18 protein-coding genes and 1 tRNA gene are annotated in these 16,775 nt (G+C 34.5%); 9 read left to right on the top strand and 10 right to left on the bottom strand.

Going from position 1 to position 16,775, the window contains the following annotated elements:
* Positions 1–2: 2 nt before the first annotated feature.
* Together KF896_13865 and KF896_13870 are read right to left on the bottom strand one after the other, a co-directional pair.
* Positions 3–380, bottom strand: coding sequence for a DUF1987 domain-containing protein (locus tag KF896_13865; protein MBX3044794.1), 378 nt, complete (start codon positions 378–380; stop codon positions 3–5).
* Between the two features lie 3 nt (positions 381–383).
* Complete coding sequence (locus tag KF896_13870) at positions 384–914, bottom strand: SiaB family protein kinase (protein MBX3044795.1); 531 nt, start codon at positions 912–914, stop codon at positions 384–386.
* Positions 915–1,057: 143 nt separating this feature from the next.
* Between KF896_13870 and KF896_13875 the strand changes: the two genes are divergently transcribed.
* Both KF896_13875 and KF896_13880 read left to right on the top strand, forming a co-directional pair.
* Positions 1,058–1,130 (top strand) — tRNA-Gln (locus tag KF896_13875).
* 166 nt (positions 1,131–1,296) lie between these two features.
* Positions 1,297–2,271, top strand: a complete 975-nt coding sequence (locus KF896_13880; protein ID MBX3044796.1) for a class I SAM-dependent methyltransferase — start codon at positions 1,297–1,299, stop codon at positions 2,269–2,271.
* A gap of 27 nt (positions 2,272–2,298) precedes the next feature.
* Here the strand turns inward: KF896_13880 and KF896_13885 are convergent, their stop codons facing one another.
* Entirely contained in the window at positions 2,299–4,110 is a 1,812-nt protein-coding gene (locus KF896_13885; GenBank protein MBX3044797.1) for a tetratricopeptide repeat protein, read from the bottom strand.
* Positions 4,111–4,206: 96 nt separating this feature from the next.
* Here KF896_13885 and KF896_13890 point away from each other — a divergent pair, with 96 nt between their 5' ends.
* The 6 genes from KF896_13890 to rfbD are packed head-to-tail and all read left to right on the top strand — an operon-like array spanning position 4,207 to position 9,176.
* Positions 4,207–4,740, top strand: coding sequence for a hypothetical protein (locus tag KF896_13890; GenBank protein ID MBX3044798.1), 534 nt, complete (start codon positions 4,207–4,209; stop codon positions 4,738–4,740).
* The gene (gene wecB / locus KF896_13895; GenBank protein MBX3044799.1) at positions 4,740–5,843 is read left to right on the top strand and encodes a UDP-N-acetylglucosamine 2-epimerase (non-hydrolyzing); all 1,104 of its coding nucleotides are present in this window, start codon (positions 4,740–4,742) and stop codon (positions 5,841–5,843) included. The genes KF896_13890 and wecB overlap by 1 nt, the downstream gene beginning before the upstream one ends.
* Positions 5,840–6,472 (top strand): dTDP-4-dehydrorhamnose 3,5-epimerase family protein, encoded by a 633-nt coding sequence (locus KF896_13900; protein ID MBX3044800.1) that lies wholly within the window; start codon positions 5,840–5,842, stop codon positions 6,470–6,472. Before wecB ends, KF896_13900 begins: the two co-directional genes overlap by 4 nt.
* A gap of 10 nt (positions 6,473–6,482) precedes the next feature.
* Positions 6,483–7,355, top strand: a complete 873-nt coding sequence (gene rfbA, locus KF896_13905; protein MBX3044801.1) for a glucose-1-phosphate thymidylyltransferase RfbA — start codon at positions 6,483–6,485, stop codon at positions 7,353–7,355.
* 1 nt (position 7,356) lies between these two features.
* Complete coding sequence (rfbB, locus tag KF896_13910; protein MBX3044802.1) at positions 7,357–8,349, top strand: dTDP-glucose 4,6-dehydratase; 993 nt, start codon at positions 7,357–7,359, stop codon at positions 8,347–8,349.
* Entirely contained in the window at positions 8,346–9,176 is an 831-nt protein-coding gene (rfbD, locus tag KF896_13915; GenBank protein ID MBX3044803.1) for a dTDP-4-dehydrorhamnose reductase, read from the top strand. The genes rfbB and rfbD overlap by 4 nt, the downstream gene beginning before the upstream one ends.
* Before the next feature lie 97 nt (positions 9,177–9,273).
* Here the strand turns inward: rfbD and dapB are convergent, their stop codons facing one another.
* Positions 9,274–10,014, bottom strand: coding sequence for a 4-hydroxy-tetrahydrodipicolinate reductase (gene dapB / locus KF896_13920; GenBank protein ID MBX3044804.1), 741 nt, complete (start codon positions 10,012–10,014; stop codon positions 9,274–9,276).
* Positions 10,015–10,116: 102 nt separating this feature from the next.
* Between dapB and KF896_13925 the strand changes: the two genes are divergently transcribed.
* Positions 10,117–11,253, top strand: coding sequence for a PAS domain-containing sensor histidine kinase (locus KF896_13925; GenBank protein MBX3044805.1), 1,137 nt, complete (start codon positions 10,117–10,119; stop codon positions 11,251–11,253).
* Positions 11,254–11,275: 22 nt separating this feature from the next.
* On the opposite strand, the gene KF896_13930 is transcribed toward KF896_13925, so the two are convergent.
* Genes KF896_13930 through KF896_13955 form a run of 6 tightly spaced genes read right to left on the bottom strand, consistent with a single transcriptional unit; the run spans position 11,276 to position 16,668 of the window.
* Positions 11,276–12,058, bottom strand: a complete 783-nt coding sequence (locus KF896_13930) for a hypothetical protein (GenBank protein MBX3044806.1) — start codon at positions 12,056–12,058, stop codon at positions 11,276–11,278.
* 4 nt (positions 12,059–12,062) lie between these two features.
* Positions 12,063–14,048: a chemotaxis protein CheA gene (locus tag KF896_13935; protein ID MBX3044807.1), complete on the bottom strand. Its 1,986-nt coding sequence runs from the start codon at positions 14,046–14,048 to the stop codon at positions 12,063–12,065.
* 9 nt (positions 14,049–14,057) lie between these two features.
* Positions 14,058–15,056, bottom strand: a complete 999-nt coding sequence (locus KF896_13940) for a protein phosphatase CheZ (GenBank protein ID MBX3044808.1) — start codon at positions 15,054–15,056, stop codon at positions 14,058–14,060.
* Positions 15,057–15,078: 22 nt separating this feature from the next.
* Positions 15,079–15,447: a response regulator gene (locus KF896_13945; GenBank protein MBX3044809.1), complete on the bottom strand. Its 369-nt coding sequence runs from the start codon at positions 15,445–15,447 to the stop codon at positions 15,079–15,081.
* 20 nt (positions 15,448–15,467) lie between these two features.
* Complete coding sequence (locus KF896_13950; GenBank protein ID MBX3044810.1) at positions 15,468–15,833, bottom strand: response regulator; 366 nt, start codon at positions 15,831–15,833, stop codon at positions 15,468–15,470.
* Between the two features lie 10 nt (positions 15,834–15,843).
* The gene (locus KF896_13955) at positions 15,844–16,668 is read right to left on the bottom strand and encodes a protein-glutamate O-methyltransferase CheR (GenBank protein MBX3044811.1); all 825 of its coding nucleotides are present in this window, start codon (positions 16,666–16,668) and stop codon (positions 15,844–15,846) included.
* Positions 16,669–16,775 lie beyond the last annotated feature (107 nt).

Genomic DNA, 16,775 nt, shown 5'->3' on the forward strand with positions numbered 1-16,775 from the left:
AATTAATCTTGATATGGTATTAATTCACAATGCAAATTTAATTTTTCGGTAAATTCCTGCCCGCTTTCCATAATATCATCATCATCTTCTTCATAATGCCAGATAAGTTTGACATTGCCTCCTGAATTATGATATTCCTCGAGTATTGTAATTAAGTCCAAAATAGCTTTAGATGAACTGGTGTTAAAATATACCATTTTAAATTCAAAAGTAAAACTCGGTTTTCCGGCTGTATATTCTCTAAGCCATTTAAATACAGGGTCATAAAAACCGGATGAATTTTCAGGAAAAGACTCACCTGAAATTTTCAAAATATTTGTAACTGAATTGAAGTCAACCTCGGGAGTGGTTTTATCAGGTGATATGTATAGATTTTCCATTTTTTATTCCTTAATAATTATTACTTTGTATGTAAAAAAAGAATGTTGATTATCAAAAGGGTCGAATGTATAAGAGATTTGATTGTCAGATTTTCTGCTTATCTCGATGAAGCCAAGACCTGCACCCTTGCTGTCTTCAGAGCGGTTCTGGCGAATTCGTTGATTATACTGATCCTTCAGTTGTTCAGCGTTCAAAGACTTAATATAATCAAGTTTTTCAGTCAATTTCGGAGTTTTACTATTTAAGACTAAATTTCCCGATGTAACGGTATAGTAAGATTCTTCTTCTGTAAAAATGATTATTCCAATACCGATATCACTATCATTTGTTACCTCTCTTTCATCGGAATAGTGCATAATATTCTGAGACAGCTCAACAAATACAGAGAAAATCTTCTTGAATTTCTTATTCACACTCAAATGACTTCTCATTTGATTGCCCATCTCAACCAGAATTTCCTGACTGATAGCTCCTTTGAAAGAAAATATAATATTATTTTCTTTCATAAGCTTGTATATATTAAGTAAATCCATTTTATTTCCAATTGTTACAAAAATAATTTCATACGAGTATATGCAAATATCTTACCAAAAAAGACTCTTTAAGTAAAAATAAATTTTGTAGAATGCAAATTTCTTATTACTTTTGAATATTATTATTAATTTGATAATAAAATTGTCTCGTAGTGTAACTGGCAACACGTCTGACTCTGGATCAGAAGACTCTAGGTTCGAACCCTAGCGAGACAGCACCAACAAAAAATTATTTTGACTTACAAGTACCCAAATTTGCTTGTAAGTTTTTTTTTATGGTTCTATCGCAAACTATATATTAATAATAAAGTCAACATTTGATTTATAACAAAATAATATCTATTTTTGTGTTTTATCAAATTTAGATTAAAAATACTTGCAAATGAAAAGATTTATTCTGAAAATTTTACTAATTCTTGGAGCCCCGCTCACATTCATTTCAGCAGTTTGGTTGAAATTTATTAAGTCTAAAGTAATTGAAGGTGGCTCTGTCAGTGATAAAATATTGATGTCTGTAGGTATGCTGCCTGTCATTGAGCATTATTACGAGCCTATGATTAATCCCAAAAAACATTTAAAGAAATCTCTCAGAGATGATAGAGACCTTCCGGGAATAAATCTTAATACATTATGTCAGCTCGATATTCTCAATAAATTTTGTTATCAAAATGAACTTCTCAGTTTTCCATTTGATAAGTGTGCTCATAATGAATATTATTACAATAACGAGTGGTATTCAACCGGAGATTCTGAGTATCTTTACAGTCTGGTTAGATACCTTAAACCAAAGCAAATTTTCGAAATTGGCAGCGGGCTTTCGACACTGATGGTTCGAAATGCAGTTGCAAAGAATCAAACTGAAGAGCCGGATTATAATTGCCGGCATATCTGCATTGAGCCTTACGAGTGTGGCTGGCTCGAAGAATTGGAAAATGTAGAAATTATCCGAAAGAAAGTCGAAGATGTTGAAATTGCTTTCTTCAAAGAACTTCAAAGCGGTGACGTGCTTTTCATTGATTCTTCCCACGTAATCAGACCTCAGGGAGATGTGCTTTACGAATTTCTGGAAATCCTGCCAAACCTGAGTGCGGGTGTTATTGTTCATATTCACGATATATTTACGCCAAAAGATTATATTGATGGGTGGGTTTATCGCCATAGTTTCTGGAATGAACAGTATTTGCTGGAAGCTTTCCTTTCAAATAATGATAACTGGGAAATAATCGGAGCAACTAACTATCTGGCATATAACCACAAGGAATTATTCTCAGAAAAATTCCCATTATTTGCAAGGAAAACAGGCTATAAAAACCTTGTAGGCGAACCAAGAGCTTTTTGGATAAGGAAAATCAAGTAATTGAAGCTCATGCTTTTAGTGACATAATTAAATATTGTCTTTACGGATGATTCTTATTTTTTTTCGAGCATCCTGAAGATAAATTGATTCAGGATATTTTGTGATAAGTTCTGTATAAAATTTAAGTGCCTCACCGAAATTTCCCTCTCCATAATATGAGTCAGCTGTTAGCATAATTCGTTTATCTGCTTGCTTTGAATCAGGATATTGAATATTCAATTTTGTAATAGTTTCAAGGCATTGCTTATAATCGGAACTTTTAAAATGTATTTCAGCAATTTTAGTGAGGGCAGTTTCACCAAGCATAGAGCTTGAAGCAGTCTCGCTTACCTGAGTAAATATCTTGACTGCTTCATCTAATTTGGATTGATATTCCCTAAGTTCTGCTTTTGCAAAAAGTTCAAGTCCGGCAACTAATTGCTCATTTGAATTTATTATAAAAAGTTTCCTCAAGACATCGTTTGCAATATCGGAATCAGAATTCACAGCCAGAATATTGAAGGCTTTAACTGCATTTTCGATATCCCCATTGAAATATGTAATGAGCGCATTGTGATACAGAGCAAAATCTTTTTGTTCAGAAGTAGCATATCTGTGCAGATTTTTTACTTTGTTGAATGCCTCATCTGCATCTTTCAGATTATCGTTCTTTATATGAATCATTCCGAGTTGGATATTTGCTGAAACAGCATATTGTGTAGTAGGAAATTCTTTGATTAATTGTTCTAATTCAGCCATAGCTTTTTTGTTATCATTCAATATTTCCGAATAAATAGCAGCAAGTCTTATTCGGCTGTCAGCTGAATTTCCTGAGCGTGGAAACTCGCTGATAATTTTTTTGTATGAGTCAATTATTTCATTGGCAGTAGATTTTGAAATATTTTTTTTATCAGATTCCATTCTTTGCTCAAGTGCACGTGTAAATCCAAAAAGTGCTGATGAAGCATAAGGATTCTTTTTTCCTTTTTCGATAATCAACCTGTATGCTTTCAAAGCAGTTTCATAATCTCCATCGCGGCTGGCTGTAGTTGCAAAATTTATTATCTCAAGCCCCTGAGTATTTTTCATTTCATCAATTCGGATAACAAGTTCAAGAGCTTCCATGCTATTGCCTGTTGTACGAAGATACCAGGAATAGACCTCTTGATAAACGATATTAGTTTTTTCCTTATTTGAAATATTTTTGAGTTCATTTCCTATGAATTGTTTCGCATCTTCATTTATCATCAGAGCAAAAAGCCTTCCCTGTGCTTGCGGCAGATTATAATCATGGCTAAGCATTGTGATAATTTCTTTTGTACCATTTTTATAATCACCGGCAGCGATATAAAGTTTAGTAAGAGGGTCATTGAAAAGTCTTGGCTCACCAAAGTCTTTCCTTCCTTGCAAAAGTGTGGCAATTGCTTTTTCGAATAATCTAAGATTTATATGAGTTTGAGAAACGTGCATATACACTTTCTGTGTTTTAGAGAACTGTTTAAGGACTTTATTCCAAGCTTTATTTGCTTCGTCGGTATTTCCGGTACGCCAGTTAAGCTCTGCATACAAATCAATCATTTCGATAGTTTCCTGTCCGGGAAGTCTCTCGCTGACTTTCTTTAATAATTCCGAGTATTTGCTTAGTGCTTTCATTGACCGAACATATCCTTCAAAATATAAATCTGATTTTGGCTCAGATTCGATTAATTCCGAATATATTCTCAAAGCACTCTCATAATCACCATTTGCCTCGAAACTTTCAGCCAATCTAAACCTTTGATCGTTGACATTTTGTGAATTTGATATGGTAATATTGAATGACAGCGATAATATAATTAGAATCAAAATTCTCAATTTCATAAAAAATACTCTTAGAATGTATAAATTTACAAAAAATGACGCAATATTTCATAAGATGTTGTTATCTTGCATATTTGTTTTTAACAAATATCTAAAATGAAAATTATTAAGAAAATTTTGCTTGTATTTTTTGGTGGTCTGATATTGATGTTTTTGGTTTCAATATTTTTACCGTCCAAATATGAAATTGAAAGAACTGAAAAGTTCAGTTGTTCGAAAGATGCACTATATCAATATCTTATCAATATTGATAATCTTGATAATTGGTTTTATATTACCAAAGAACTTGATTCTACTCTGGTTTACAAATTCGCACAAGATTCTGCTGAAGTTCAAAGCTCAGTCGAATGGAATGGTGATTTGATGGGTCAGGGAGTTTTTCAATATACAAATTTAACTGAAAATGAAATAATTGAGTTTAAAATCAGTTTTCAAAATGATGCGGTATCAAAAAACGGAAAAATTTCTCTAACAACAGGTAAAGACGATTCAACAAAAGTTGTCTGGATAGATTACGGCGAAAATGGATGGAATCCAGTTAATCGTATTTTTGGTTTATTCATTGATGGATTTTTAGGTCCTGATATGGAAAAAAGCCTTTCAAAATTAAAAAATAATTTGGATTGTTGATGTATAAAATATTAAATATTGTCGGTGCAAGACCTAATTTTATGAAAATCGCACCTCTTATGTCGGCTATGGAAAAAAGCAGTTTGATTGAACCTGTATTAATTCATACCGGTCAGCATTATGATGAAAAAATGTCGAAGCTTTTTTTTGAAGAACTTGAAATTCCTAAACCATTTGTCAATCTTGAAGTAGGCTCAGATTCCCAGGCAAAGCAGGTTGCCAAAATCATGGAAAGGTTCGATGATGTTTGCCAGGAGCTCAAACCCAATGCTATTCTTGTAGTCGGAGATGTGAATTCTACTATGGCTTGCTCAATAGTAGCTGCAAAACTTGGTATTAAGATAATTCACATGGAAGCAGGACTTCGCAGTTACGACAGACGTATGCCGGAAGAAATCAATCGTATTGTAACTGATGCTTTGGCTGACCTACTGCTTACTCCATCGGATGATGGCACTGAAAACCTGATGAAGGAGGGCATTTCGCCTGATAAAGTGCACCTTGTTGGCAATATTATGATTGATACATTAATGCACTTTTTACCAAAATCTCAACATTCTGAAATTTTAAATTCTCTTGGTATTTCACCTAAAGATTATGTTGCTGTTACACTTCACAGACCCTCAACTGTTGATGATGAAGTGAATTTGAAATCGGTTTTGGAAACACTTTCAACAATTCAAAAAGATATTAAAATTGTATTTCCAATTCATCCAAGAACAAGAAAAAATATAACGCATTACGGTCTTAATGATTTAGTGGAAAATTCACCGGATTTAATTCTCACAGAGCCACTTGGATATTTGGATTTTCAAAAATTAATGTCAAATTCCAAATTTGTTATTACCGACAGCGGAGGAGTTCAGGAAGAAACAACAGCACTTAAAATACCTTGTATAACTGTACGTGAGAACACTGAAAGACCGGTTACCATATGGGAAGGCTCCAATGAAATAGTCGGATTTGATATGGAAAAATTGCTCTTTTTTGCTAATAAAGCATTCTCAGGAAATTGGAAAGAATCAAAAATTCCTAAATACTGGGATGGAAAAACTGCAGAGCGTGTAGTAGATGAAATTGAAAATTATTTTGGATTGAAATGAAAATTACCGAAGTAAAAAGCCTGGCTATTGAAGGCTGTAAAGTTATAAAATATCAACGGTTTGCAGACGAAAGAGGCTTTTTTGCCGAATCTTACCGCAAACAGGATTTAGATATTCATCCAGAAACCGAAATTCTGAGAGATATGCATTTTACACAGATGAATGAATCTTATTCCAAAGCCGGAACAATACGCGGAATGCACTTTCAATGGAATCCATTCATGGCAAAACTTGTTCGCTGCATAAGCGGAAGAATGATTGACTTACTGCTTGACGTTCGTAAGGATTCGCCTACTTTTGGAAATATTATCGGATATGATTCAACAAGCTCGGTTGATAATCATTTTGGAGAGTGGGTTTATGCTCCCGTCGGAATTGCTCATGGAGTTTTCCTTCCTGAAAATACTTTGATAGAATATTATTGTACCGGATTCTGGAATCCGGAATGTGAAACAGGAATTTCTCCGCTTGCCGGTGATATTGACTGGAGTAAGTGCGACTCAGAAATTATGGAATTAATCCACAGAACAGTCAACAGCGGTAAATTAATTATTAAGGATAAGGACCGTGATGCTCATACTATTGAGTCATGGTCAAAACTTCCTGAATCAGATTTATTTAAAATATGAGTATTAAGCTATGCAAACAAAAGGTATAATTCTCGCAGGAGGAAAAGGTACAAGACTTTATCCTATGACTCATGTAATCAGTAAGCAGCTTCAGCCTGTTTATGATAAACCTATGATTTATTACCCGCTTTCCACATTGATGCTTGGTGGTATCAAGGACATTCTTATAATTTCTACACCACAGGATACTCCAAATTACCAAAAACTTCTCGGTGAAGGGTCTGCATGGGGCATTAATTTGCAATATGCCGTTCAGGAAGTTCCGGCTGGTTTGCCGCAGGCTTTTGTCCTTGGAGAAGAGTTTATTGCAGGTCATCAATCCTGCCTTATTTTAGGTGACAACCTTTTTTATGGGAAACTTGATTTTCTGAGAAATGGTATTAGCCAAAATCAGGGTGGGACTGTGTTTGCATACAAAGTAGAAAATCCTGATGCTTATGGTGTGGTCGAATTTGACAAGAATAATAAAGTTCTGAGTATCGAAGAAAAGCCAAAGCTGCCAAAATCGAATTTCGCAATTCCCGGTCTGTATATTTTTGATTCTAATGTTTCGGAGTATTCCAAAACCCTTCAGCCGAGTGCAAGAGGAGAATATGAAATTACCGACCTGCAGAAAATATATCTTTCTCAAAGCAAATTAAATGTCCAGCAAATTGGGCGCGGAGTTGCATGGCTTGATACAGGTACTCCTGAAGCACTTCTCGATGCTGCTAATTTCATACAAGCTATTGAAAAAAGGCAAGGGCTAAAAATTGCCTGCCTCGAAGAAATTGCTTTGCTAATGAATTTTATCTCCATCAATCAATATGAGAATTCTGTCAATAATTTACCAAATTGTGACTATAAGAATTATTGTCTGAAAATTTTAAGGGAATTTAATTAATATGAAATTACTTACAACAGGTACAGCAGGATTTATAGGCAGCGAATTTGTCAGACAGGCTGTTTCAAAAGGTTATGATGTAATTGTTGTTGACTCAATTACTTATGCCGGCGATACAGACAGATTAAAAGAAATTGAGAGCAATTATAAATTTTTTCAGCAGGACATTTCAGACTTTTCAGCTATGGATAAAATCTTTTATGCAGAAAAGCCTGATGCCGTGGTACACTGGGCAGCAGAAACCCATGTTGACCGCAGTATTATTGATTCTTCTCCATTCATGAAAACAAATGTCATCGGTACACATTCACTTTTAGAATGTGCAAAAAAATATGGAATAGAAAAATTTATAAATATTGCAACTGATGAAGTCTATGGAGAACTTGGCGAAACAGGCTCTTTTTATGAAGATACTCCTCTTGAGCCGAATTCACCTTATTCTGTGAGTAAAACTAGTGCTGATATGCTGGGAAGGGCTTACTACAGAACATTCGGAACTCCTGTAATCACGGCAAGACCATCCAATAATTATGGTCCGTGGCAATTTCCCGAAAAATTAGTTCCTGTCGTCATTTTAAAAGCACTCCATAATGAAAAAATTCCGGTTTACGGAAAAGGACTCAATATAAGGGAGTGGTTATACGTTTCTGACTGTGCACAAGCTGCAATAACATTATTAGAAAAAGCAGAACCCGGAAGTATATATAATATTGGTAGCAGGCAAGAAAGAAGAAATATTGAAGTAGTTTCAAAAATACTAAGTCTTCTCGGTAAATCCGATGATATGATTGAGTATGTTCAAGACCGCCCGGGTCATGACTTCAGATACTCTTTAAACTATGATAAAATAACAAATGAGCTTGGTTGGACTCCAAAATTTGATTTCGAGACAGGTATGAAACTTACAGTTGAATGGTATCTTGAAAATATTTCGTGGGCAGAAAAAAAATTAGATTATTTAAGAACTTATTGGAAATCGGTTTATAAAAAATGAGTTATGTTATTTTTGGCGGAAAAGGACAATTAGGAAGGAAGTTTGTTAACAAATTTATTAGCTTTGGCGCTAAATTTTCTTCCTATGATATTGATAATTGTGATATCACTGATATTAATGAAGTATTTAAAGTTGTCAAGAAAGACAAACCGAAATTTATTATCAACTGTGCTGCTTACAACTTGGTTGATGAAGCTGAAAAAGATTATAAATTAGCATACCAAATAAATCAAGCAGGTGCTCGTAATATTGCTATCGCTGCACGTGAATTGAGGACTTATTTAGTACATTACAGCACAGACTATGTTTTTGATGGCACTCAGGATGAACCATATTCTGAAACTGATGATGTCAATCCTATTAATCACTACGGAATGAGCAAGCTGCGTGGCGAAGAAGCAGTGATGGATGTGCTCGATGATTATTTAATTCTCAGATTGAGCTGGGTTTATGGCAAGGGGCAGCAGAATTTTATTCATAAATTGTCACAATGGGCTGAAAATAATCAGGAGTTGAATATTTCGCAAAATGAATATTCTGTTCCTACTTCTGTCAACTTAATTGTTGATGCAACACTTAAAGCTTTGAAAAAGAATCTTGCAGGGCTTTATCATCTTACTTCCTCAGGCTCTGCTTCCAGACTTGAATGGGCGAGGGAAATTGTCAGGCTGAAAGGGATTGATGTTAAGCTTAATCCTGTGGACATTGACTATTTTAATTTGCCGGCAAAAAGACCACTGAATTCCGCTATGTTTAACGGCAGAATATCATCATTAATTGGTGAATTACCGCATTGGAAAGCTGATTTAGAGGGCTTTCTATTGTAATATAAAGTTGAATCTTTTTGTAACTATCCAATTATTTTAAGAGGCTGCCTACAAAATCGTGTTTAGGAGACAGCCAATTGTCGAAATGAATTGATTCTTATTTCCACAATTCATCAAGCAGTTGCTCGAAGCTGTAAAAACCCTTTTTATTCTTAATCAATTTTGCGGCTGTGATTGCTCCCGAAGCAAATCCACTTCGGTTTCTTGCTCTGTGGGTAAGCTCAATAGTATCAGCTAAAGAATCAAAATAAACCGTATGAGTGCCTGGAACTTCCCCGCCACGAGTCGAAGTAACGTGAAGTTGCTCCTGCAGAATATCAAAATTAGCAGTTTCTGTCAGAATTTCCTTTTTGCTGTCAATTATAGTCAATAATTTTTCAGCAAGAGTCACTGCCGTTCCTGAAGGGCTGTCTTTTTTGCGACTATGATGAATTTCGTGCATAAATACATCATAATCACCGGTATCATTAATAAGTTTTGCACCTAATTCTGCAATTTTGAAAAATATTTGCATACCAACAGAAAAATTAGCACCCCAGACAATTCCTGTATTGTTCTTCAAAGCGATCTCTCTGATAATATCGGCATTTTTGTACCAGCCGGTAGTTCCAATGACAAGATTTTTTCCACTTTCTGCAATAACTTTCGCATTATCAATAACAGCAGGTGGTACAGAAAAATCAATTGCCACATCAAATTTATAATCTTCCTTGTGTGCAGGTAGAGTATATTCATCAAAAATATCTGTTACTTCAATATTTTGTGATAGAGCAATTTTTTTTATTTCCTTACCCATATTGCCATAGCCGATTAATGCAATTTTAATGTTCTCATTCATATTTTAAACTCCAATATAAATAATTAGTAAATAGATTTAAAAATAATATGTTTTTTTTGACGTGTAACTTGTATTATAATTTAATAAAATAAATTTAGAATTATGGTAAATCAGATAAAAACATATTATGCCCCGGCAGAGAAGCTTAAGATTAATGATGTTAAAAAACAAAATAAAGTTTTGGAAACGCTTCCGCAAATAAAATTCTTTCTCGATACTATCCCGAATGCATATTTTATTTTGAATGAACAAAGACAGATAATTTATGCTAATAAGATAGCTCTTGAAGCTTTGGACGTCTCTCAGATCGAAAATATTCTTGGTATGAGATTCGGAGAAGTATTGAGTTGTACCCATGCAAAAGAAATGCCCGGAGGTTGTGGTACAGCTGAAGCCTGCCAACATTGTGGAGCTGTAAATGCTATTCAAACAAGCCTTAAAAATAAATCTGATATTCGGGAATGCAGAATAAGTACAGATAGTAATGATAAAGATTATGACTTCCGTGTATGGAGCAATCCGTATGAAATTGCTGGAGAAAAATTTATACTTTTTTCCATTGCGGATATCAGTGATGAAAAAAGAAGGCGTGCATTAGAAACAATCTTTTTTCATGATGTACTAAACACAGCCGGTGGGATAAAAGGCATAAGTTCACTAATTCATGATTTTCCGGAAGAAGTCAATGATTTTAAAGATATTTTGTATGATTCAAGTAAGCATTTAATCAATGAAATTCAGGCACAGAGAGACCTTGCTAATGCTGAGAATAACGACTTAAAATTGCATATTGTTAAACTTAATTCTAAATACATTCTTGAGCTGATTAAGGGCATTTATAGCAGTCATGATATTGCCATGAATAAGACAATTGAAATTGACCCTAAAAGCGAATATTCTAATTTCGAATCTGATGAACCATTGCTGGTTCGTGTACTAAGCAACATGACAAAGAATGCACTTGAGGCATCTGAGGAAAATCAGGTCGTGACTATTAAGTCTGAAATAGAAGGTGAATACATAAAATTTAGTATTCATAACCAAAAGTTTATGTCTCGAGAGATACAATTGCAAATTTTTCAAAGATCATTCTCTACAAAAGGTGCAGGACGCGGATTAGGCACATACAGTATAAAACTTTTAGGCGAGAAATATCTCAAAGGTAAAGTAGGTTTTGATACAAGTCGTGATTTTGGAACTACATTTTATGGTAAATTTCCAATTAAATTAGTGGAATAATTCAATCAAAAAAAAAAGCATCTTACTTTTTGGGGGTGTTGATTTTGATTTTATCAACATGGAGTGGTTCAATACCGGTTTGGGTTTTGATATACTCAATCGAATCTTTACCGGAATCTTCCTGATAATTGAATCTTATCTGTGTAACTTCTCCGCATTTGCAGTAAACGGCGATACTTTCAATATCGCCACTGTCCGTACGACTGATTTCTATTGATGTATGTAAGTGCTCATCTGCATCAGGCTCATCAACTATTTCTATCCTTCTTGAAGATGAGTTAATTAAGTCTGAAGTAATTAGTGTTTTTCCGGATATTTTTTGTTCTTCACCGCTGATTAAGGGAAATTCAATAAAGTCCAAAAATTCATCTTCAAGGAAGTCGTTATCCTCATAATCACCGGAAATCTCAGACCAGTTAATACTCTTTTTTTGAACAGTTTTTTCGATTTCTCTTTGAAAATCCGCTGCGGATAAAACTTGTTTTTTTTTGATTTCCTCCTGCTTAATCAGATTGCTCTCTTTTTTTTGTTGTCCTCCCTTTTTTAATGAAATATTAGGATCAGATTTAATGATTTCTGCTAATTCATTCTCAGAAATGAGTGGCTCAATTAATTCAGGTTCAGCTTTTGAAGTATTATCAGGATTAGATTCTTGATTATCATTTTCATTTGCCGATTCGGAAGACAGATTTATCGGTTTATCTGCCTTTTCCGTTGCACCTGGAAAAAGGTCAGAGTCATCGAATCCATAGTATTCAATGCCTCCTTCACCATCATCAATCTTTACTTTTTTAGGTTCTGCCATATTTCTAGCTTCTTAATTTTTTATATTGCTTAATAATGCCTTGAGTATCCAAAATCATAATAACTCTACCGTCACCAATTATGGTAGAGCCGGCAATACCTTCAATATTAACGAGATAGTTACCAAGAGATTTTATTACGATTTCCTGCTGACCCAATAATTCGTCAACAACAAGACCCACACGCTCTATACCAATAGCAAGATTAACAACATACCTTGAGCCTTTATTTTCAATTACATTATCACCTGTAATATCTTCTAAGAACATTAGAGGTATAACCTCGTCGCGAATTCTTATAACCTTACCGGAATTTACATAGTGAACAGTTTCTTCGTCAAATGAAACAACTTCAACAACCGAGCTCAGTGGTAATGCATAAATACTATTGTTGGATTTAATCAGTAATCCCTGAATAATAGCCAATGTCAGCGGGAGTTTTACTGTAAAAGTGCTTCCAATTCCAGGTGTTGAATCAATTTCAATAATACCTTTTAATTTATTGATATTGGTTTTAACAACGTCCATACCTACGCCTCTACCGGAGACGGCGGTAACATTTTTAGCAGTGCTGAAACCCGGCTTAAAAATAAGTTGTAGGATTTCCCAATTACTTAACTGTTTCAACTGGTCTTGATTAACAAAGCCCTTTTCTATTGCCTTGCTCAAAATCTTTTCAGGGTCAATTCCTTTTCCATCATCAATAATTTTGAGAATTATATGATTTCCTTCATGATATGCAATAAGTTGTATCTGACCTTCCGGGTTTTTTCCTGAGACTCTTCTTTCCTCAGCTGTCTCAATACCATGGTCACAAGAATTTCGGAGCATGTGCACAAGAGGGTCATTCAGTTCTTCTATGATACCTCTGTCAACTTCAGTATCTTCACCTTCAAGAGTAAGTTTGATTTTTTTGCCGAATTCTTTGGATAAATCACGGATAATTTTGGGTGCTTTTTGGAATAGTCTGCCGATTGGAACCATACGCATTTTCATAGCGGATGTCTGAACTTCGGAAGTAATAAGATCAATTTGATTGGTTGTTTCGACAAGTTCATGAATAAGTTCTTTTATATTACCGCCCGCTACAATTTTGTTTGTAATCTGAGTCAATCTATTTCTTCCTAGTACGAGTTCACCCGATAAGTCCATCAGTGACTCAACCCTGTTTATGTCGATTCTGATAGTTTCGGTCTGGCTGGCTGGCTTTGAAGCGAGTGCTTTAGCTGCATTATTAACAGTTGAAACTTCTGCTTTTGGTGGACTTGCAGGAAATTCTTTTTCAATTTCCGGCAAAGGAGTTTCTGCTTTAGAAACAGGTTTTGAATCTTCAATTATATTGATCTGCACTTTATCTGTTTCCGGCTCTTTTTTCTCATGTTGAGCAGATTGTTCAGATAAATCCGGCGACTGGAATGAGTTATTCACTTCAGCAAAAGCTTTTTCAAGCAGAGCAAGCTCTTCATCTGAGAATTCGCCCGAACCTTGGAATAAATCAGAACTCTCAAATACTTTCTCAAGTGCAGATTCGTCGGAATCTATCACTATGCCGGCAGATTTTGAAGTTGATTTTGATATGTTTGTTTCAGCTGATTCGACATCCTGAATTGCCAGAATTCTTGAGACCAAATCATCGTAAGTAATCTTATCACCAGGATTGGTTATACCTGCTACCATCAGGTCAAGCCTGTCACGCGAATCCATTAGTACATCAAGAATTTCCTGAGTAACAGAAAGTTCACCGCGTCTTGCTTTATTAAGTAAATCTTCAGCACTGTGAGTAAGTTTCGCAATATCGTCAAACCCCATAAAAGAAGAAGTTCCTTTTATAGTATGAAAATATCTGAAAATCTTATTAACCAGGTCGCTGTTATCAGGACTGTTTTCAAGCTCAATTAAGCTTGAAGTTAAAATTTCTAAAATTTCGCCTGTTTCTATTAAATAACTTTCGAGGATTTCAAGCATTTCCTCATCTTCAAAGCTACCAGTCATTTTTATTGCCTAACTGTTAAACATTTTATCAATATCTTCCTGCGAGATAGATTCAAAGTCATCAACCTCTTGAATATTATTAGTTTTTTCTGACTGTGCTGAATCCGGTACTTTATGTTCTACAGTATTATCATTCGAATTCTGCTTTTGTTCAATTTCCCGTTCAGCTTCGTCCAAATCGGCAAAATGGCTGTCATGTTCTCTGAACTGCCCTTCTTTTGCTAATCTGATGTACTCATCAACCTCAGTTTGTCGGAATTCTTTATTTGCAATTGAATCTACGGCGTTAGGGTCAAAAGCAATTTCTCGGTGTAACTTGGAAACCTTGATTTCCGATTCATTATTTTCATCAACTTCTTTAGAAATCATTTCGCTCAAATCTGAATCTTTGAAATGATGCAAAATTGAATTTAATTTATCCTGAACTGTTTCCAGCAATTTGTTAACAGCAGCAATTTGCTGAGAAGTGATATCCTGCACTTGCAATGACATCATTATTGATGAAGAATCAGACTGAATAGTTCTCAATATTTCTTTAGTATTGGAAATTATTTCAGATTTTTCAACACTTGAATTTTGTTTGAGATGTTCAATTAATTTCTTCATCTCAGGTAGCAAACCTCTGACATCAGCTCCATTTTCAATAGCATCATATACAAGTTCTAAAATTTGAATAGGTTTCTGAAATTCCAGGTCTGCAATTTTTTGTACTTTTGTAATGTTTGTAGCAATACTTTCTGAATTGAATACAATACCATCTACCAAGTCCATTATTTCATTTGTAGCAAGCTCTGTAGCTTCAGTTACTTTGGAAAGTTGCTTACTTGCATTAGGCATCCTTTTGAGATTATCTCTGATGGAATTATTGATGTCATCTAAAAGTGGCTGTATCTCGCTAACAAAAACAAATATTTCCTCAAGGAATGGAATTACCTTCTGCCCCAATACAAATAAAGCTCTTAGTTCATCAGCTTTGCGAAGCAAAATTTTTATTTCATTATCAATCATTATAGTTTTTTCCTAACTTAATTTAACTGGTTTTTAGAATAGCATCAATTTTTTCTTTAAGAACCTGAGGTGTAAATGGTTTAACAACATAATTGTTGACTCTGGCTTTCAGAGCTTCGACAATATCCTGCTTCAAACCTCTTGTTGTTACCATCAAAATTGGAACGTTTCCAAAATTTGGAGAGTTTCTAATATTCTTAGTCAGATCAAGTCCGCTCATATTAGGCATATTCCAATCGGTAATCACAAAATCAATTTTTTCACCATGCAATTGTTCCATAGCTTCAATACCATCATTAGCTTCGAGAAAATCTTCGTAACCGAAAGTTTTGAGAGCATTTATAACAATTCTCCGCATAGTTGGCGAGTCATCAACAACAAGAAACTTCATAATCTACCAATTATATTAGTTTATAAATATTTAGATATTTCGTACTGAATTTTTTTTGTATTAAATGGCTTGATTAAATATGAATCAGCACCTGCATCAAGCCCTTCATTAATATCTCTCTCACTAGTAAGTGACGATAAAATAATTATGGGCAAATCCACATAATTAGGATTTTTTCGGATTTCTTTAATCAATTCAATTCCATCCATATTAGGCATATTAAGGTCAGTTAGAACAAGGTCAACCTGATTTTCCTGAGACAGAATTTCAAGCGCCTGCATACCGTCTTCCGCTGTAATCACTTTATAACTTTGTATTTTTAATGCTAAAGAAATAAATTTTCTGATTGATGGCGAATCTTCTACTACTAAAATAACTTTTGACATAATCTCCCTCTTAATCCTTTTGATAAGCCATAGCTTTTGGTAAATGAACTAATTTGAAAGCCTTGGATATTCCATGTAATGATTCTGAATAGCCAACAAATAAATATCCTCCTTTTGTCAGAGTATTGTATAAATCTGATACTACTTTCTGCTTGGACGGTATATCGAAATAAATAAGCACATTAGCGCAGAAAATCACATCGCAGGGTGGTATAGCACGCAAAGCAATGTTGTCGTATAAATTTAGCTGCGAAAATCTGACTATTCTTTTTATTTCATCTTTAAGAATATATTGATTATCTTCTTTTTTGAAATATTTCTCTAACAAATTATCAGGAACATTTCTAATAGCGTACTCTTTGTAAACAGCTTTACGGGCGCTTTCGAGAACTGCTGAGTTAATATCTGTACCAATTATCTGGAAATTTATCTTAGGGTACTTGTATTTCAGTCTTTCATTTATCATTATTGATATTGTGTAAGCCTCCTCACCTGTTGATGCGGCGGCACTCCAAATTCGTATTGTCGGGTTTGGAAGACCTTCTTTCAATTTTGCAATTTCAGGTATTATTACATTTTCAAGGGCTTCGAACTGTTGAGGTACTCTGAAAAAATAAGTTTCGTTAATTGTAATTGCTTCGAAAAGTGCATCAAGTTCAACTCTTCCGGGTTTCAATTTCAAAAAACTAATATAATCAGCAAATGATTTCATATTATTTGCTGTTATTCTTTTTGCAATACGACTTTCGAGAAGATATTTTTTACTGTCTGTGAAGTATATACCACTCAAGTCGTATATCAATACCCGCATTTGTTCAAATTCTTCGTTTGTCATTTCGCTTGCACCACTACCGGAAGATTTGGGAAGAGCCACAGTCCGTGCTGGTTCTTCCTTCTTCTTCATTCCTAAATTAAATAAACTACCGGCCATTGATTTTAAAC

The sequence above is a fragment of the Ignavibacteriota bacterium genome, from assembly GCA_019637995.1.
Taxonomy (GTDB): Bacteria; Bacteroidota; Ignavibacteria; order Kapaibacteriales; family UBA2268; genus JANJTB01.